Annotated in this window: 15 protein-coding genes, 1 rRNA gene and 1 other RNA gene; 9 read left to right on the forward strand and 8 right to left on the reverse strand. The window is 33.6% G+C overall.

Annotated elements, in window-relative coordinates; translation table 11 throughout:
• The first annotated feature begins 25 nt into the window (after positions 1–25).
• Positions 26–136: ribosomal RNA gene (gene rrf / locus P8H68_RS04840) — 5S ribosomal RNA — on the forward strand.
• Between the two features lie 307 nt (positions 137–443).
• Positions 444–2,693: an OmpA family protein gene (locus tag P8H68_RS04845; RefSeq protein WP_300322256.1), complete on the forward strand. Its 2,250-nt coding sequence runs from the start codon at positions 444–446 to the stop codon at positions 2,691–2,693.
• A 235-nt stretch (positions 2,694–2,928) separates the two neighbouring features.
• Here P8H68_RS04845 and P8H68_RS04850 read toward each other — a convergent pair whose 3' ends face one another.
• The gene (locus P8H68_RS04850) at positions 2,929–3,891 is read right to left on the reverse strand and encodes a gliding motility lipoprotein GldB (RefSeq protein ID WP_300322257.1); all 963 of its coding nucleotides are present in this window, start codon (positions 3,889–3,891) and stop codon (positions 2,929–2,931) included.
• A gap of 111 nt (positions 3,892–4,002) precedes the next feature.
• Here P8H68_RS04850 and nadE point away from each other — a divergent pair, with 111 nt between their 5' ends.
• Entirely contained in the window at positions 4,003–4,794 is a 792-nt protein-coding gene (nadE, locus tag P8H68_RS04855; RefSeq protein ID WP_300322258.1) for an NAD(+) synthase, read from the forward strand.
• 67 nt (positions 4,795–4,861) lie between these two features.
• Positions 4,862–5,632 (forward strand): diadenylate cyclase CdaA, encoded by a 771-nt coding sequence (gene cdaA, locus P8H68_RS04860; protein WP_300322259.1) that lies wholly within the window; start codon positions 4,862–4,864, stop codon positions 5,630–5,632.
• On the opposite strand, the gene P8H68_RS04865 is transcribed toward cdaA, so the two are convergent.
• Entirely contained in the window at positions 5,629–7,410 is a 1,782-nt protein-coding gene (locus P8H68_RS04865) for an ABC transporter ATP-binding protein (RefSeq protein ID WP_300322260.1), read from the reverse strand. The two genes, cdaA and P8H68_RS04865, sit on opposite strands and share 4 nt — an antisense overlap.
• Positions 7,403–8,152: a tRNA pseudouridine(38-40) synthase TruA gene (gene truA, locus P8H68_RS04870; protein ID WP_300322261.1), complete on the reverse strand. Its 750-nt coding sequence runs from the start codon at positions 8,150–8,152 to the stop codon at positions 7,403–7,405. The genes P8H68_RS04865 and truA overlap by 8 nt, the downstream gene beginning before the upstream one ends.
• A gap of 186 nt (positions 8,153–8,338) precedes the next feature.
• Between truA and ffs the strand changes: the two genes are divergently transcribed.
• An RNA gene (gene ffs, locus P8H68_RS04875) (signal recognition particle sRNA small type) lies at positions 8,339–8,437 on the forward strand.
• A gap of 143 nt (positions 8,438–8,580) precedes the next feature.
• Positions 8,581–9,234 carry a fructose-6-phosphate aldolase gene (fsa, locus tag P8H68_RS04880; protein ID WP_300322262.1) on the forward strand — a complete coding sequence of 218 codons (654 nt, stop codon included), beginning with the start codon at positions 8,581–8,583 and terminating at the stop codon, positions 9,232–9,234.
• 88 nt (positions 9,235–9,322) lie between these two features.
• Here the strand turns inward: fsa and P8H68_RS04885 are convergent, their stop codons facing one another.
• From P8H68_RS04885 to thrS, 5 genes are all read right to left on the reverse strand, one after another.
• A complete protein-coding gene (locus P8H68_RS04885) occupies positions 9,323–10,183 on the reverse strand; it encodes a leucine-rich repeat protein (RefSeq protein WP_300322263.1) in 861 nt (286 codons plus the stop codon).
• A 290-nt stretch (positions 10,184–10,473) separates the two neighbouring features.
• Positions 10,474–10,818, reverse strand: a complete 345-nt coding sequence (gene rplT / locus P8H68_RS04890) for a 50S ribosomal protein L20 (protein WP_152286330.1) — start codon at positions 10,816–10,818, stop codon at positions 10,474–10,476.
• 93 nt (positions 10,819–10,911) lie between these two features.
• A complete protein-coding gene (rpmI, locus tag P8H68_RS04895) occupies positions 10,912–11,109 on the reverse strand; it encodes a 50S ribosomal protein L35 (RefSeq protein ID WP_249983077.1) in 198 nt (65 codons plus the stop codon).
• A 49-nt stretch (positions 11,110–11,158) separates the two neighbouring features.
• Positions 11,159–11,713 carry a translation initiation factor IF-3 gene (infC, locus tag P8H68_RS04900; protein WP_300322268.1) on the reverse strand — a complete coding sequence of 185 codons (555 nt, stop codon included), beginning with the start codon at positions 11,711–11,713 and terminating at the stop codon, positions 11,159–11,161.
• A gap of 42 nt (positions 11,714–11,755) precedes the next feature.
• Positions 11,756–13,696 carry a threonine--tRNA ligase gene (thrS, locus tag P8H68_RS04905; protein WP_300322264.1) on the reverse strand — a complete coding sequence of 647 codons (1,941 nt, stop codon included), beginning with the start codon at positions 13,694–13,696 and terminating at the stop codon, positions 11,756–11,758.
• A gap of 168 nt (positions 13,697–13,864) precedes the next feature.
• On the opposite strand from thrS, the gene P8H68_RS04910 reads away from it, so the two are divergent.
• The 3 genes from P8H68_RS04910 to P8H68_RS04920 are packed head-to-tail and all read left to right on the forward strand — an operon-like array spanning position 13,865 to position 18,072.
• A complete protein-coding gene (locus tag P8H68_RS04910; protein WP_300322265.1) occupies positions 13,865–14,638 on the forward strand; it encodes a 3'-5' exonuclease in 774 nt (257 codons plus the stop codon).
• A gap of 5 nt (positions 14,639–14,643) precedes the next feature.
• The gene (locus P8H68_RS04915) at positions 14,644–15,129 is read left to right on the forward strand and encodes an ABC transporter ATPase (RefSeq protein WP_300322266.1); all 486 of its coding nucleotides are present in this window, start codon (positions 14,644–14,646) and stop codon (positions 15,127–15,129) included.
• A gap of 27 nt (positions 15,130–15,156) precedes the next feature.
• Positions 15,157–18,072: a glycoside hydrolase family 3 N-terminal domain-containing protein gene (locus tag P8H68_RS04920; RefSeq protein ID WP_300322267.1), complete on the forward strand. Its 2,916-nt coding sequence runs from the start codon at positions 15,157–15,159 to the stop codon at positions 18,070–18,072.
• The last annotated feature ends 28 nt before the right edge of the window (positions 18,073–18,100 follow it).

An 18,100-nucleotide genomic window follows, 5' to 3' on the forward strand; every position in this document is an offset into this window, starting at 1 on the left:
ACTAAAAACTCAAGACTAAACCCCTTAAGGTGGTTATTGCGATAGGGCTCACCTCTTCCCATTCCGAACAGAGAAGTTAAACCTATCAGCGCAGATGGTACTGCCTAACCGGTGGGAGAGTATGTCACCGCCTTTTTTTGATACTGAATCAAGTTCAGTATTTTAAAACCTCAATCATGTATGTGATTGAGGTTTTTTTTGCTTTAAGTTTACTGTTTGTCGTGCAGTTTAAAAACTAAATGAAAAAGCTAAAATAATGGAGCTACTATTTTATCAAAACAATAAACAAAGATAATGATCGTTATAAAAGTATGTTAATATTTAAGATACATTTCGTAACTGTACTTAAAAAATAAACATTTTAGTGAGTTTCTTTCAAGAATAATTTTATTTTTGTCCAGATGCTTTTTTAGTATCGATAATTAATTAACCTAATATAGAGAATGTCTGACTTTTTTAAAAAAGTTGTAGGAGCAGTTATGCTTCTTACAACTACTATAACTTTTAGTCAAGCTGAAAAAAGCAACAAATTTAAAGAGGAATACAATACTTGGGCGGTAGGTGCTGGATTTAGTGTGCTTAATCTTCATGGTGATTTACGTTCGTTTGATACTAAAAGTGGTGATGCTTATTTTAATATTGGTGGTTACATATATGTTGATAAAATGTTTAATCCGGTTTTAGGTGTCGAAGCTAAATTAATCATATCGCAGTTGGGTGGAGAAGTACAGACTTTATCGAGTTCTGGAGGACTCTCTGAGTCTGCCTATTACAGGATATTATATGCTGAAAATTATGGTGACCGAATTATTAAAGTGGATGGTACTACTTTTGGATTTGAAACTAGTTTAATTGTTGATTTAGACAATTTGTGGAAGAGGAATAGTAACAAATGGAATTGGTCTGGTTATATTGGCTTGGGATATCAAAAGTATAATCCAAGATTGATTATTAAAGATTTTGATCGATCGGAAGAAGACTATGATCCTCTTATCCATGATGATCAACATCCCTATAGTCCGAATAAAGTGAGTGACGATGGAACGATAAATGATACTGATTTTGGTACAAACCAGAATCGTGATTTTAAAAGAAATGCTGGTTCTTTATATTTGAATGCGGGTATTGGTGTTAAATATCGTTTGAATGATAAATTTGATATAGAAGGTAGAGGGGTGTTAAATCTTAGTAATGAGGATCATTTGGATGCTGCAATATCTCAGAAGCAAACTTATGAATCATTTTTTACTGCTAATATTGGTGTAGTATACAAGTTTGGTAAAAAAGAAAAATATGCGATATGGGTGCAAGATGAGGAGATTGAGCCTTTTGAATTAGTTGATACGGATAAAGATGGTGTTCAAGATGAACTCGATAAAGAAAAAAACACACCAGTAAATGCAGAAGTCTATGGAAATGGAGTCGCGATAGATTCAGATAAAGATGGAATTAAAGATTATGAAGACAATTGTCCATTGTTGCAAGGACCTAAGGACAATAATGGTTGCCCTCTACAAGCACCGATAGTATATAATGAACCGATGGTTGAAGAAGTGGTATCTGAACCAGTGGTGGAATTTGATGAGGATGAGAAATCTGATATTATGGACAAAATAAATCTTTTGTCAAAAAGTATTTATTTTAAATCATCGAGTGATCAATTGAAAGTAGAGTCTTATCAACCATTGAATGAAATTGCTTATGTAATGAGGGATTATCCTGATTCTCGTTTTAAGATTGAAGGCCATACGGATAGCAGGGGTAATGATAATTATAATTTAGAATTGTCAAAAAAACGTTCAAAATCTGTTTATAATTATCTTACAAATGAAGGTGTCGCTTCCAATAGGTTATCTTCAAGAGGGTATGGTGAAACTCGACCTATAGCTACAAATGAAACTGAGGATGGAAGACAGAAAAATAGACGTGTTGAAATTAATTTTATTGACCCTGATTCAGAGGAAGGTAAATTGGCATATCCACAGGGAACCGTTTTAAAACGTAGTGATGGAAGTGGTGTCTCAACAGGTGTAGTTGGTGGAGGAATGGATTCTGATGGAGATGGTGTTCCTGATATTTATGATAAAGAACCTAATACTCCTAAAGAGTCAAGAGTGTATGGAGATGGAGTTTCTGTAGATTCAGATATGGATGGAATTCCAGACTACATAGATTATTGCCCATTTGCCAAAGGATCAAAGGAAAAGAATGGTTGTCCAGAGGATAACGGAGAAACTAAAAATAATTTATCTTCTACAGGGGGAACTTTAACTGCGAGGGCATTGAAAGATGCAGATGGAACTCAGGAAGTTCCAGGCAACCCTGCAATGTTAGGAAGTGTAGAGAGTGAATTGAAGTTATTAGCTAGCCAAATGCATTTCTCACGTTCGGAAGGACATGTTTTGAAACAACACAATATTAGTATCTTGGATAAGATCGGAACGATTTTAAGCAATTATCCTGATGCAGAAATTAGAATAGAAGTTCATACCAATAATAAACCGAATTTAAAGTACAATTTAGATCTTTCTAAAAGAAGAAGTTTCGCTATAAAGAAACACTTGACAAAAGTGAGAGGTATAGATAGTTCTAGATTGGATGTCGTTGGTTTAGGAGGTACGGAGCCTAAATATGACACCGACATTAAGGAAGAAAATTATAAGAATAATAGAGTGGAAATTGATGTGAAATAATTTTTTACGTTAGAACATAAATACAAGCCCTGTCTATTAGATAGGGCTTTTTTAGTTTGAGGGTTTTTGTAGGGAGTTATTCAAAGTAGATCCTAGATTAAAAACAAATTATGATTATTGAAGAGTCCGTTAAATGTAATCCTAAACCAAAATTTGGTTAGAAAAAATTAACCAATTTAGGATTAGTTAGGTAAAAACAGAAAACAAGTTTAATCTGGTTGTCCCTAGCTGTTTTTTATTTTAAGGGTTTGTATTTTGATTTAGAAAGTATTGTTTGCGCATCTAAGGTTAGCAAGTCATTTAAATGGACATCATTATTCTTTATAAAACTCAATACTATTTTATAGCCTATATAGGTTCCAATACTTCCTGGAGTTTCTTTGTCCGATTCAAAATAGAATTTTGAAAAAGGAGCTTTGTCAATAAATCTTTTGTTTAAGCTTTTATCGGTGCTGAAAAGTAATTCGTTTGATATAAAATATTTCCAAACCTGAGATTCATTTTCTTCTGCCCATTTTTGTTTGTCTTTGGAAACCCCTTGAATTAGATAAAACTCCTTTTTTGGTAATAAAATGCTTTTGAAATAAAGTCTTTTTCCAAAATAGATCATAGATTCTAAAAAACTTCGGTTTCTAGGAATGTTGAATTGTTGGTCAGTAATTTTATCCGCTAAGTCCACCGTAATTCTTTCTTTAGAGAAGTTTCTTGAAAGATAAGAAGGGAATGAGTTGTAAACTTCGCAAGTTTGTCCTAAATACATATCAAGGGAAATAAAAGCTAAACTATCAGCATATATAATAGAATTCTCATAATCGATGTTGTTGATTAAAGTAATCGTTTTGGGAGCTTTGAAACTTGGCTTATAATATTTTACGTGTTTGTATAAATCGGTAATTTCTTTTTTTTGTTCTATAAGATTAGGAAATACGCTATCCACGAACTGATATAGTATTTGTTCATCGGACTTTGTGATTTTTTGCAACCAAATACTATCTTTAACGGAAGAAGGAAATAAATAGGGATATTTATTTTTTAAATCATGTAGATTAGAACTGGACGCATTGAAAAATTCCTTATGAAATTCAATGAATTGAAATGAAACTTTTGTTTTAGAGATTTCATTTTCAAGGGTATTATTTTTTTGACAACCAGATAGTGATACGATTATCACTAGTGTAAAAAGAATGTATTTTAACATGGTATTTGATATAAAGAGATAAAAGAGAAGCAAAACTGCCAAATATCAGGGTTTTCTCTCTATAATATTGTTTACTTTTGTGCTATCAAAAATACTAAAAATAGAGATACTATGAATTCTGAAAATGTTGCAAATCATATTATAAATTGGTTAAAGGATTATGCTAATAACGCAGGTGTAAAAGGTTTTGTTGTTGGAGTTTCTGGAGGAATTGATTCTGCTGTAACCTCTACGTTATGTGCCAAAACTGGATTGCCGTTGGTTTGTGTTGAAATGCCTATTCATCAAGATCCAAGTCAGGTTTCACGTGCTGAAGAACATATAAAAAATCTAAAAAGCAAATTTGATAATGTTTCTAGTGTTAAAACCGATCTTACAGAATCCTTTGAGGTATTTCAAAAAGCGATGCCAAAAACAGAAGATGGTGCTTTAAAAGATTTGACTTTGGCAAATACACGCGCACGATTAAGAATGACATCGTTATACTATATTGCTGGAATAAATGCATCATTAGTAGCGGGAACAGGAAATAAAGTTGAGGATTTTGGTGTTGGATTTTATACAAAATATGGTGATGGAGGAGTAGACGTAAGTCCGATTGCGGATTTAGTAAAGTCTGAAGTGTTCGCATTAGGTGCTTATTTAGAAGTTCCAGGTGCTATTCAAAATGCGGCTCCAACAGATGGATTGTTTGGAGATAGTAGAACGGACGAGGATCAATTAGGAGCTTCTTACGATGAATTGGAAGTCGCGATGAAACAACAAGAGGATGGTGTGTCCTTAGATGATTTAGAAGGTAGAGAAAAAGAGGTGTATGTTATTTATTCCAAATTGAACAATAACAACCAACATAAAATGAATCCGATTCCAGTGTGTGAAATATCTGAAGATTTGAAGCAATAAAAATTACGACAGGCTCAGGTCTTATGGGAGTCATTATTAATTAGTATTTTTACAAAAAAGCTACTTATTGGATTTTATTGATTTTACTTTTCTAGATTTTTTAGACATCACCCTTGTCGGTGTTCTTTTATATTATGTATACAAACTATTAAAGGGGACCGTTGCGATTAATATTTTTATAGGTATTACCATGGTTTTTCTTATTTATAAGGTTACACAAGCCTTAAAAATGGAAATGCTTAGTAGTATTTTAGAGGTTTTGGTCGGAGGTGGTGCCATCGCAATGCTTATAATTTTTCATCCAGAACTGAGAAAATTTTTATTGATGTTAGGTTCTGCTAATATTGGATCAAAAAGAAGTTTTATCAATCAGCTTAAATTTTTGAAAACCGAAATAAGCTCTGAAGTAGATGTGGAGGCGATCGTTTCCGCTTGTAACAAAATGTCTAAATCTAAAACTGGGGCTTTAATAGTCATCGAAAGGAATAATAGTCTCGATTTTGTAAAGGAAAGAGGAGATTATATGAATGCTGAAATTAATGTTCCTTTATTAGAAAGTATTTTCTATAAAAATAGTCCATTGCATGATGGTGCTACTATTATTAATGAAAATTTTGTAGTGGCTACAAGAGTTGTTTTGCCTTTGTCTGATAAAAGTATTCCTAGTAGATTTGGTTTACGTCACAGAGCTGCAATAGGAATAACGGAAAGAACAGATTGTATCTGTATTGCTGTTTCAGAGGAAACAGGAAAAATTTCACTTATCAAAGATGGAGAGTTTGAACTATTTGAATCTAAGGAGGATTTAATAGATAAAATCAAACTACACTTAGATTAATTTGAAGCAACTTCTTCGCTAGTATCGCTAAATTGTTTTTCAAATAAATTCCTATAATAGCCATCGATATTTTTAAGTAATTCTTTGTGGGAACCTATTTCAACAATATTTCCCTTATCCATTACAATTATTTTATCTGCTTTTTGAATAGTGGCCAATCTGTGGGCTATGATAATAGAGGTTCTGTCTTTCGTTATTTTATCCGTAGCATATTGTATCATTTTTTCTGAGTAGGAATCCACAGAAGAAGTGGCTTCATCTAAAATCAATACAGAAGGATTACTTACATAAGCACGTAGAAATGAAATCAATTGACGTTGACCAGAGGACAGCATGCTCCCTCTTTCTTTTACATTAAATTCATAACCATTCGGCAAGCTTTCAATGAAATCATTGATACCAATTTGTTTAGCAGCATCAACTACTTGTTTTAAAGAGATTTCTTTATTTTCTAAAGTGATATTGTTAAGGATAGAGTCGGAGAACAAAAAAACATCTTGTAATACAATAGCGACATGATCTCTAAGGCTTTTAAGTTTGAAATCGTTGATGTTAATGGAGTCTATACAAATATCTCCAGAATCAATTTCATAAAACCTATTTAACAAGTTAATAATCGTAGATTTTCCAGCTCCAGTTGCTCCTACAATAGCAACAGTATCACCAGCCTCCACAGTCATAGAGATTCCTTTGAGAACTTCTTCACCTTTGACATAACTAAATCGAACATTTTTAAATTCAATTTTTCCATCTAATTTCTCGATTTCAATTTTTCCTTCTTTTGAAACAGATTCTTGAGTGTCCATGATTTCAAATACGCGATTACCCGCAACCATTCCCATTTGAAGTGTTGTAAACTTATCGGCAATTTGTCTTAAAGGTCTGTATAGCATTTCTACCATCATGATGAATCCCATAATTTCACCCAAAGTTACACTACCATCAAGAGCTAGATTTAATCCACCATACCAAACTAACAAACCAACCGCAACTGATGAAAGAATTTCAGCAATTGGAAAAAAGATTGAAAAGTACCAAACTGTTTTTACATGTGCCTTTTTGTGTGCTTCGTTTATTTCTTTGAATTTATCATATTCAATTTTTTCTCGACTGAAAAGTTGTACAATTTGCATTCCTGTAACGCGCTCTTGCACAAAGCCATTTAGATTGGCTACTTGCGTTCTAACTTGTTGAAAAGCAACCTTAATAGCAGCTTGAAAAACCTTAGTTGCATAGACAATAACAGGAAGTACGGCAAAAGAAATCAACGCTAATTGATAGTTTTTATAAAGCATAAAAGTAGCTATCACTACCATTTTTAGAAGATCACTAATGATCATGAACAAACCTTGTCCAAAAAATTGGGCAATGGTTTCTACATCCGAAACGACTCTTGTAACCATTTGTCCGACAGAAGACTTATCGAAATATGACATTTTAAATTTAAGAACATGCTCAAATAATTTTACTCGAATGTCTTTGATGATATGCTGCCCTAACCAGTTTGCGATGTATATAAAAGTAAGGTGCAACAGAACCTCAGTAATTAGAACGATAAGAATCAACATGGCAAATGTCAATAAGCCTTCTGGATCCTTACCTTTGATATAACTGTCTACGGTTTCAATAATCAAATAGGGTCTAAGAGCTGCAATAAGAGCTAAAGAGATCGCGGTGATACAGGAAACGACGAAATGCATTCGATATTTTTTAGCAAAGCTCATAAGACGATAAAATATCTTAAAATCAAAAACGTTATTTTTTTTGTTTTTATCCATGTTTGATGTCTTCAGGGTACGTTATTTTTGTTAATGATAAACCTTGAGCAGGGGCACTAGTACCCGCTTTTGATCTGTTTTCACTCTCAATTATTTTTGAGAGGTCCTCTACGGTATTTTTTCCTTGACCAATAGCAACAAGTGTTCCAACAATTGCTCTCACCATATTTCTAAGAAATCTATCAGCAGTTATATGGAAAGTAAGCGACTTATCTTGTAAAACCCACACAGCATTGGTAATTATGCAATTGTAAGTTTGTACATTTGTTTTAGATTTTGAGAAGCATTTAAAATTTGTATAATTTTTTAAAATTGCTGCAGCCTTATTCATGTTGTCTATATTCAATTCACTTTTAAAAAATTGCCATGTGGTATCTAATAGGAAAGGATCTCTTCCTAAATATATTTTATATTCATAACTTCTTTGGAGTGCACTGAATCTTGTATGAGCATCATCCTTTACTTGAAAAATATTATAAATAGCTATATCATCTGGAAGTACAGAGTTTAATTTATACAGGTGAGTTTCATTGCTAAGAGCCGAATCCGAGTCGAGATGGAAAAACATTTGTGAAGCGTGTACTCCTGTATCAGTTCGTCCTGCACCCATCACTTGAATAGGAGTTCTTAAGATAAGAGAAAAGGCAGAATTAATCTTTTCCTGTACAGTAACAGCATTAGGTTGAACTTGCCAACCGTGGTAATTTTTACCTAAATATGAAAGTTCTACGAAATACCTCAAATTGAAAAAAATTTTGAAAAGCAAATATAAGGATTCCATTCATGAATTCCGGTTTTTTAAGGAGGTAAGAAGATTGATTAAAATTTAATATTTTCTTAATCATCTTTAAATCTGAGAGTTGTGAAAAACCTGCATTTTTTCTTGGTAAAACGTTGCAGAAAATGAAAATTGAATGTATTTTTGCAGCGGCAAGTCCTACACAACTAGCTCCTTTGGAATCCCCCAGGGCGGGAACGCAGCAAGGGTACATGGTTGTAGCAGTGTGATGTAGGTAGCTTGCCATTTTTTATGCCTTATATTTTCCTTTTAAGGTACAGTTGATTTCTTTATCACAGAGCCAAATAATTATTAAATTTTCGTTTTCTTACCAAGTTTTATTTTGATTTGTACTAAATTTGATGACAGTATTAATTAATACAGATTGAAATATGAAATTTTTTATAGATACAGCTAATTTAGAACAAATTAAAGAAGCTGAAGCTCTTGGAGTTTTGGATGGAGTAACTACAAATCCATCTCTAATGGCTAAGGAAGGAATTACTGGACAGGAGAATCAGTTACAGCATTATTTGGATATATGTAATGCCGTTGAAGGAGATGTCTCTGCAGAAGTAATTGCAACGGATTTTGATGGTATGGTGAAAGAAGGCGAAGCATTGGCTGCTTTGAATCCTCAAATTGTTGTGAAACTGCCTATGATTAAGGACGGTGTAAAGGCTTGTAAATATTTTTCTTCCAAAGGGATCAGAACAAATGTTACTTTGGTGTTTTCTGCAGGGCAAGCATTATTAGCTGCTAAAGCCGGTGCTACATATGTATCGCCTTTTATTGGACGTTTGGATGATATTTCAACAGACGGAATGGGATTGATAGAAGAGATTCGTCTAATCTATGATAACTACGGTTTTAAAACGCAGATACTCGCAGCTTCAGTAAGACATACTATGCATATTATGAATTGTGCTAAAATTGGAGCAGATGTTATGACAGGTCCTTTAAGTGCTATCGAAGGGTTGTTAAAACACCCATTGACAGATAGTGGATTGGCAAAATTCTTAGAAGATTATGCTAAAGGAAATTAATACTTTTGAAAGTATCTAAATTCTAATAAAGTAGAAAGCCTTAAACGAAAGTTTGAGGCTTTTTTTTATAATAAATGAAATCAGGTGATTAGTTCTTTATAAACTTGTAGATACCTTCTTTAATTTGAAGTATGTAAATACCATTGCTAAGTTCTTCAACGTTTATAATACCGTCGAAAGTCCCTGAAAGAACTTGTTGACCAGATATATTCACGATTGAATAAGCCCCTTTAGTTTTTATCTCGATTGAATTTGATACAGGGTTTGATGAATAAACTAAATTGGAAACAGAATTAAAGGCATCAATACTTAATGTTGCGTTTTCTGTTGGAGGGTTTATGAATTTTGTAGACCAAGGTGCAACATTGTAAGCTGACTTAGAGCCAATTGGTATGATTAAAGTGATCGAACCATCTGACGCCAAGTTATTAAAGGCGCTTGAATGAGTAGTTGGTAGGGAAGGGTTTCTAGAAATTACAGAAGTAAATTTTGATTGGTCAAAAGCTCTGCTATCAATTGAATTAACAGTTGACGGTAAATCTAATGTTGTAATCGCAAGAGGTAAATTGAAAAATGCTAGTTCACCAATTGATTCTAGCCCTTCTGATAGGTTTAGCTGGTCCATACCTAGATTTCTAATAAATGCCCTCAAACCTATAGTTTTCACTGAACCGGGTATAGTTACGATTCCAGAATTTGCATTTTCGGCAAAAGCTTTTTCTCCAATAGCAGTTACCGCATAGGTAATTCCTCCATTCATTACAGTGGAAGGAATAATTACATCACCGCTATAGGATGTGTTATCTGCTACCTGTACGGTATAAGGTGACGTTGCAGAAGTAGTGTTAAATCCTAGTCCAGTACCAACATCTGTGAAATCTACAGTTGGTTGTGCAAAAGCTATACTTGATACCAGTACAGCAATAAATAAAGTAATTGTTTTCTTCATAATTGATGTTTTAGTTAATACTTGTTTAGTGGTAAAACTAATTTGTAGTAAAGAAAGACATCAATATTTTTGAGCATATATTCTCGGTAGCGTTTTCGGGAACGTTATTTTTTTCCGAGAGTGTTCTCGGAAAATTGTATTGATAGAGGTTTAGATAGGAAATTTGATCTTAAAAAAAATGATAAACGCAATGCTGTATTTTATATAAAAGATATGTGGCTGTTTTCTAAAACTAAAAAACCTCAAACGTGAGTTTGAGGTTTTTCTATATAAGTAAGAGATTAAATAATTTATTTTACTTTATCAACGATAGCCTTAAAAGCTTCTGGGTTGTTCATAGCTAAATCAGCTAAAACCTTACGGTTTAAGTCGATGTTGTTAGCTTTAACTTTCCCCATAAACTGAGAGTAAGACATTCCGTGTTGACGAGCTCCAGCGTTGATACGTTGGATCCACAATGAACGGAAATTTCTTTTGTTATTTTTACGGTCACGGTAAGCATAGCTCATCGCTTTTTCTACCGCATTCTTTGCTACTGTATAAACGTTTTTACGACGTCCGAAGTAACCTTTTGCTGCCTTCAAGATTTTTTTTCTTCTTTTTCTTGAGGCTACTGAATTTACTGATCTTGGCATAATTTCAATGTTTTTTTGTAGTAAGGCGGCAACAAGTTGCTCTTAAATTAGCCCACTCCAAGGTTAATAATAATTACCTATTGACTTAAAATATTATTTTAAGTTCAATTGTTGTTTAATGTTAGCTTCGTCAGATTTGTGTACCAAACCATCATGAGTTAACTTTAATTTACGCTTTTTAGATTTTTTTGTCAAAATGTGACTCTTAAAAGCATGCTTTCTTTTTAATTTTCCAGTTCCAGTTACCTTGAATCTCTTCTTAGCACTAGATTTAGTTTTCATCTTAGGCATATCTCCTTAGTTTTATATATTCTTACTTATATATATTATTTGATAGTGTTTACTTCTTTTTAGGAGCAATAAACATAATCATTCTCTTTCCTTCTAATCTTGGCATTTGTTCTACTTTACCATACTCCTCTAATTCTTGAGCAAGTCTTAAAAGTAAAATTTGACCTTGGTCTTTAAAGATGATTGAACGTCCTTTAAAGAATACAAACGTTTTTAATTTAGCTCCTTCTTTAAGGAATTTAATCGCGTGTTTCTTTTTAAACTCGTAATCATGTTCATCTGTCTGAGGACCAAATCTAATTTCCTTAACAATTACTTTAGTTGCTTTAGATTTTAAAGCTTTTTCTCTCTTTTTTTGTTCGTACAAGAATTTCTTATAATCAATAATTTTACAAACAGGAGGAACTGCTTTTGGCGAAATTTCCACCAAATCTAATTCTTGCTCACGAGCAAGATCTAATGCCTTTCTAATTGGGTAAACACCAACTTCGATGTTTTCACCTACCAAACGAACTTCTTCAACATCTCTAATACGGCTGTTGATTCTGTGTTGGTCTTCGTTTTGAACTCTCCATGGTTTTCTAGGAGATCTGTTTCTACGTATTGCTATAACTTTATAATTTTAGCCTGATTTCTCAGGGGTTAATTAAAATTGTACTAATGTACTATCTATTTCTTTTTGTATCAATTCTATAAAATCGTTCATTGCAAAAGATCCTAAATCACCTTCACCATGTTTTCTTACAGAAACTGTCCCTTCATTTTCTTCCTTTTCTCCAACAATAATCATATAAGGCACCTTACTGATTTCTGCATCTCTAATCTTTCTTCCCGTTTTTTCACTTCGAGAATCAATTAGGGCGCGAATTTCGGAATTTTCTAGCAGTTCTGAAACCTTTTTCGCATATTTTTGATATTTATCACTGATTGGCAGAATCATAACTTGCTCTGGCATCAACCAAAGAGGGAAGTTTCCTCCCGTGTGTTCTAGTAAAACTGCGATAAATCGTTCCATAGAACCAAAAGGTGCTCTATGAATCATGATAGGTCTATGATCTTCATTATCAGCTCCTTTGTAGGTAAGGTCAAAACGTTCAGGTAAGTTATAATCTACTTGAATAGTACCTAATTGCCAGCTTCTTCCCAAAGCGTCTTTTACCATAAAGTCCAATTTAGGACCGTAGAACGCTGCTTCACCCGTTTCAACAATAGTATCAAGGCCTTTTTCATTAGCAGCTTCAATGATGGCAGCTTCAGCTTTATCCCAATTTTCGTCCTTTCCAATATATTTATCTGGATTTTCTGGATCACGTAGAGATATTTGAGCTGTAAAATCGTCAAATCCTAACGAATTAAAAACATAAAGTACAAGGTCTATAGTTGCTTTAAATTCATCTTTAAGTTGATCTGGTGTACAGAAAATATGCGCATCATCTTGCGTAAAGGAACGTACACGAGTCATCCCATGTAGTTCACCTGATTGCTCATAACGGTATACCGTACCGAATTCTGCATAACGCTTCGGTAAATCTTTATAAGAGAAAGGTTTGAAATTATATATTTCGCAGTGGTGTGGACAGTTCATCGGCTTTAACAAAAACTCCTCGTCCATTTTTGGAGTCTTGATAGGTTGAAAGCTATCTTCTCCATATTTTTCATAGTGTCCGGAAGTAACATACAGGTCTTTTTGTCCAATATGTGGTGTAACAACCATTTCGTAACCTCCCTTTTTCAAAGCCTTCTTTAAAAAATCTTCCAATCTTTGTCTCAAAGCAGCTCCTTTTGGCAACCATAATGGCAATCCTTGACCTACTTTTTGAGAAAAAGTAAATAATTCTAATTCTTTCCCAAGTTTTCTATGGTCACGTTGTTTTGCTAATTCTAATACTTCTAAATACTCGGTAAGCATTTTAGCTTTAGGGAATGATATTCCATAAATACGTGTTAATTGAGGGTTTTTCTCATCACCTCTCCAATAAGCACCGGCAGCACTCATTACCTTCACTGCTTTGATGATTCCTGTATTAGGAATATGTCCACCACGACATAAATCAGTAAAGTCGTCATGGTCGCAGAAAGTAATTTCTCCGTCCGTTAAATTCTCAATTAATTCAACTTTAAACGGGTTTTCTTCCTCTTTGTATTTAGCTAGTGCATCAGCTTTAGAAACTTCACGAAGTGAAAATTCACGCTTGCCACGAGCAAGTTCAATAAATTTCTTTTCAATTTTAGGAAAATCGTTCTCAGAAACTTTATGATCTCCAAAATCGATATCATAATAAAATCCATTTTCAATAGCCGGACCGATTGTTAGTTTTACACCAGGGTATAGTTTTTGAATGGCCTGTGCCAATACATGGGCAGAAGAGTGCCAAAAAGCTTTTTTACCTTCGGGTTGATCAAACGTAAACAATGTTAAATTACCGTCGGTGGTCAATGGGGTTTTGGTTTCAACGGTTTCTCCATTAAAACTTGCAGAAATCACATTTCTAGCCAAACCATGACTGATGCTCATCGCAACATCCATAGCTGTACTATTTTTAGCGTATTCTCTTACGCTTCCATCAGGTAAAGTTATATTAATCATGAATTTTATTTTAAGACAGCAAAGATATTAGAAAACTATGTCATGGCAAATTAAAATTTCATTAATAATCAAGCTTATGGAGCGTAGTGTTTTTTTATCAAAATCAAAGTTATATGTTAGAGCAATTATTGATAATAAAGTATCTTTACAGCTTATAAAAAATAAAGAATGGGATTAGATTTAAAAAAACCGATTGTCTTTTTTGATTTAGAGACTACAGGGATTAACATAGCAAAAGATAGGATCGTTGAAATATCTATTTTAAAAGTTTTTCCAAACGGAACCAAAGAAAGTAAAACTTGGTTGGTGAATCCTGAAATGAAAATCCCAAAAGTTACCTCTGAAATTCACGGAATCACTGATGAGAAAGTGGCAAATGAACCTACTTTCAAACAGTTAGCGAAAGATATTGAAACTTTGATTAAGGGCTGTGATTTAGCGGGCTTCAATTCAAATAGATTTGATATTCCATTATTAGCAGAAGAAATGCTTAGGGTTGGAATAGATTTTGATATGAATAATCGAGTAGCGATTGACGTACAAGTAATTTTCCATAAAAAAGAACAAAGAACTTTAAGTGCGGGCTATAAATTTTATTGCGATAAAGAGTTAGAGAATGCACATTCTGCAGAAGCAGATACTTTGGCTACTTATGAAATACTTTTAGCTCAGATCGAGAAATATGAAGATATTGGAACGGATGTTAAAAGTTTGAGTGAATATTCATCACATCAAAAAAGAGCGGATTTTGCTGGGTTTTTAATGTTTGATGAAGAGGACAATGAAACATTTTCTTTTGGGAAGTATAAAGGAAGAAAAGTAACTGATGTTTTTGAAGAAAACCCTGGTTATTATGCTTGGATTCAGAATGCCGACTTTCCTTTGTACACTAAGAAAGTTTTGACACAGATTAAATTAAGAAGTTTGAATACAAAAAGATAAAAAATATGTTTGTTGATTATAATACATTACCGGACTCTGCAAGGGTTTGGGTCTATCAATCAGATAGAAAATTTAAAGTAGAAGAGTTGCCTATCATTCAGAAAGAAGCGGAAGAGTTTATTACAAATTGGACACGTCATGGCGATCAGTTGAAAGGGAGTTACACCGTTATTCACAATCAATTTTTGGTATTGGCAATAGATGAATCTTTTGCAAACGCCTCTGGTTGTTCAATTGATTCTTCTGTTCGTTTTGTGAAAAATATTGAAAGCCAATTGTCTGTTGATTTAATGAATAAGTTGAATATTTCATTTAAGGATGGGGACAATATAAATATTGTTAGTTTGTCCGATTTTCAGGAGTTCGCAAAACAAAATAAAATCACCCCAGATACAATTGTATTTAACAATATGGTTCAAACAAAAGGTGAAATATCGAATCAATGGGAAGTTCCGGCAAAGGATAGCTGGCATCAAAGATTTTTAAATTAATTACCTTAAAATATTTGTTTGAATTTTATGAAGCTGAAATTTATATTTTTTTATTTATGTGGGTTTTTGTTGAGCTATGCACAACAACTAGATCCATTATTGACAAAAGATTCTGACGCACAACGTTTGTGGGTTGAAGAAAAAATGAATAGCATGTCTTTGGACGAAAAGATTGGGCAATTATTTATGATTCAGGCCTATTCTAATAAAGATACCAACCACAGGAAGTTTATTGAATCTGAAATAAAAAAATATCATATTGGTGGATTGATTTTTATGCAGGGGACGCCCGAGAAACAAGCAGCGTTAAATAATAGATATCAAAAAAAATCTAAAATCCCGTTGCTAATTGGGTTTGATGGTGAGTGGGGATTGGATATGCGATTGAAAAAAACATTTCGTTATCCTTGGAATATGACTTTGGGAGCAGTTCAAAAAGATGTTTTGATAGAAGAGTTTGGCGCTCGATTGGGAGTGCACTGTAAACGTCTAGGGATTCATATAAATTTTGCACCGGTTGTTGATATCAATACAAATCCAGAAAATCCTATTATTGGAAACCGTTCTTTTGGTGAAAATAAATACAACGTAACAGAAAAAGCTTCGGCTTTTATCAAAGGTATGCAAGGCGAAGGGGTTTTGGCGAATGCCAAACATTTTCCTGGTCATGGGGACACAGCCTCAGATTCTCATAAAACTTTGCCTCAGTTATTGTTTGATATCAATCGATTAGAGTCGGTAGAATTATATCCCTACAGTAAAATTTTTGATACAGGTTTATCAAGTGTTATGGTAGCACATTTAAGTGTACCTGTCTTAGAACCAAATCCTGAGGTGCCAACCTCAATTTCTTATAAAGTAATTACCAATTTACTAAAAGAAAAAATGGGATTTAATGGTTTGATATTTACTGACGCTTTGAATATGAAAGGGGCTGCTAATTATGCAAAACCTGGAGATATTGATTTGGCTGCATTTATGGCAGGAAATGACATGTTGTTGATTCCGGAAAATGTTGGAGCCGCTGTGAAGAAAATTAAAAGAGCTTTAAATACAGGTCAAATTTCAATGGAAAGACTTGAGTTTTCGGTAGAGAAGATTTTAAAGGCAAAGTATTGGGCAGGTTTAAACGAATACAAACCTGTGGCTCTTGAAGACCTAAACCAAGATTTAAATACTGTTCAAGATTCTTTGTTGCATGCTAAATTGGTAGAGAGTTCTATTACGTTGTTGAAAAACCAAAATGGGGTTTTTCCAATAAAAGACTTAGAGAGCACTAAAATTGCCTATGTGAAATTAGGTGATGCTCCTAGTGATGTTTTTTTAGGAATGCTTCAGAATTATAAAAATATTACAGAAGTTCAACCAGATGAAAACGGTGAATATCTAAATAAATTAAAAAAGTACTCTAAAGTTATTGTTGGGTATCATAAGTCCAATAACAATCCATGGAAGAGTTTTAAATTCAAGCAGAGTGAGTTGGATGTTTTGGAGAAGATAGCAGCACAGAATGAAGTTTTTTTAAATGTTTTTGCTAGTCCATATGCCTTGTTAGATGTGAAGTCTTTTTCGAATATAGAATCTGTTCTTGTAGGCTATCAAAATAGTAGCTATGCGCAAGAGATAGTGGCCCAAATGATTTTTGGAGCGATGGAAACTCGCGGAAAATTACCAGTTTCTATTGGAGATGTGTTTCAAGAAGGAGCAGGGTTAAAGTCGACCAACTTAATGAGATTGACTTACGGAAAGCCTGAATCGGTGGGCATGAATGGTAAAGCTTTCTCCAAAGTAGATAGTTTGATTCAATATGCTATTGAGGAAAAAATGACTCCCGGTGCGCAAATATTGGTGGCTAGATATGGGAAAGTGGTATATCAAAAAAGCTATGGTTATCATACTTATGAAAAAAATAAACCCGTAATCAATTCAGATATTTATGATTTGGCATCCTTGACTAAAATATTAGGAGGAGTGCCTTTAATTATGAAAGGAGAAGAAGATGGAATGTTTGATCTGGAAGATAGGTTGGATAAAATACTACCTGAATTTGAAGGAACGAATAAAGATACTTTGACAGTGAAGGAAATGTTTTCTCATACGGCAAGGTTGAAAGCATGGATTCCATTTTACCTAGAAACTTTGGATAGTGTAACTCACCAACCTTTGCCAAAATATTACAGTACCAGTCCTAATGGTGATTTTTCTATAAAAGTTGCAGAGAATTTGTTTTTAAGAACAGATTTTAAAGATAGTATTTACACAACTATAAAAACGGTAGAGCAGAGAGAGAAACCAGGCTACAAATACAGTGGTTTGGCATTTTATATTTTCAAGAAATATATGGAAGAACAATTAGGTATCGGAATGGATGAAGTTTTGACTCATGAATTTTATGGTCCTTTGGGGGCAGAAACCTTGCGATTTAATGCGATTGACGAATTTGAGAAAGACAGAATTATTCCTTCAGAAATAGATAGCTATTTTAGACATCAAAAGTTACAGGGAACAGTTCATGATATGGGAGCAGCCATGATGGGGGGAGTCTCAGGAAATGCAGGGTTATTTGCCAATGCCAATGATGTTGCAAAAATGATGCAATTATTTTTACAAAAAGGATATTATGGAGGACATCGATATTTCCAAACAAAAACAATGGAAAAATTCAATACGAGATACTATGTTCCAGATTCTGTAAGGAGAGGAGTAGGGTTTGATAAACCTCAATTAAATCCAGAAGTAAAGAATACATGTGGTTGTGTATCGGATCGAAGTTTTGGCCATAGTGGATTTACGGGCACCTATGCTTGGGCAGATCCTGATACAGGATTGCTATATGTTTTTCTTTCCAATAGAACTTTTCCAACTATGGAAAATAACAAGTTAGGGGAAGAGGATGTTAGAACCAATATTCAACAATTAGTAGTGAATGCTATAAAAGAATAATTATAAATTATTCATTTATAAATGCAAC

Source organism: Flavicella sp. (assembly GCF_029238425.1).
Classification (GTDB): Bacteria; Bacteroidota; Bacteroidia; order Flavobacteriales; family Flavobacteriaceae; genus Flavicella.

Excerpts from the sequence above, each read along its gene's own strand:
- P8H68_RS04865 (WP_300322260.1), bottom strand. The coding sequence starts at position 7,410 with ATGGATAAAAACAAAAAAAATAACGTTTTTGATTTTAAGATATTTTAT.
- P8H68_RS04885 (WP_300322263.1), bottom strand. The coding sequence starts at position 10,183 with ATGAAGAAAACAATTACTTTATTTATTGCTGTACTGGTATCAAGTATA.
- P8H68_RS04915 (WP_300322266.1), top strand. The coding sequence starts at position 14,644 with ATGTTTGTTGATTATAATACATTACCGGACTCTGCAAGGGTTTGGGTC.
- rplT (WP_152286330.1), bottom strand. The coding sequence starts at position 10,818 with ATGCCAAGATCAGTAAATTCAGTAGCCTCAAGAAAAAGAAGAAAAAAA.
- P8H68_RS04910 (WP_300322265.1), top strand. The coding sequence starts at position 13,865 with ATGGGATTAGATTTAAAAAAACCGATTGTCTTTTTTGATTTAGAGACT.
- rpmI (WP_249983077.1), bottom strand. The coding sequence starts at position 11,109 with ATGCCTAAGATGAAAACTAAATCTAGTGCTAAGAAGAGATTCAAGGTA.
- P8H68_RS04850 (WP_300322257.1), bottom strand. The coding sequence starts at position 3,891 with ATGTTAAAATACATTCTTTTTACACTAGTGATAATCGTATCACTATCT.
- thrS (WP_300322264.1), bottom strand. The coding sequence starts at position 13,696 with ATGATTAATATAACTTTACCTGATGGAAGCGTAAGAGAATACGCTAAA.
- P8H68_RS04920 (WP_300322267.1), top strand. The coding sequence starts at position 15,157 with ATGAAGCTGAAATTTATATTTTTTTATTTATGTGGGTTTTTGTTGAGC.
- fsa (WP_300322262.1), top strand. The coding sequence starts at position 8,581 with ATGAAATTTTTTATAGATACAGCTAATTTAGAACAAATTAAAGAAGCT.
- P8H68_RS04845 (WP_300322256.1), top strand. The coding sequence starts at position 444 with ATGTCTGACTTTTTTAAAAAAGTTGTAGGAGCAGTTATGCTTCTTACA.
- nadE (WP_300322258.1), top strand. The coding sequence starts at position 4,003 with ATGAATTCTGAAAATGTTGCAAATCATATTATAAATTGGTTAAAGGAT.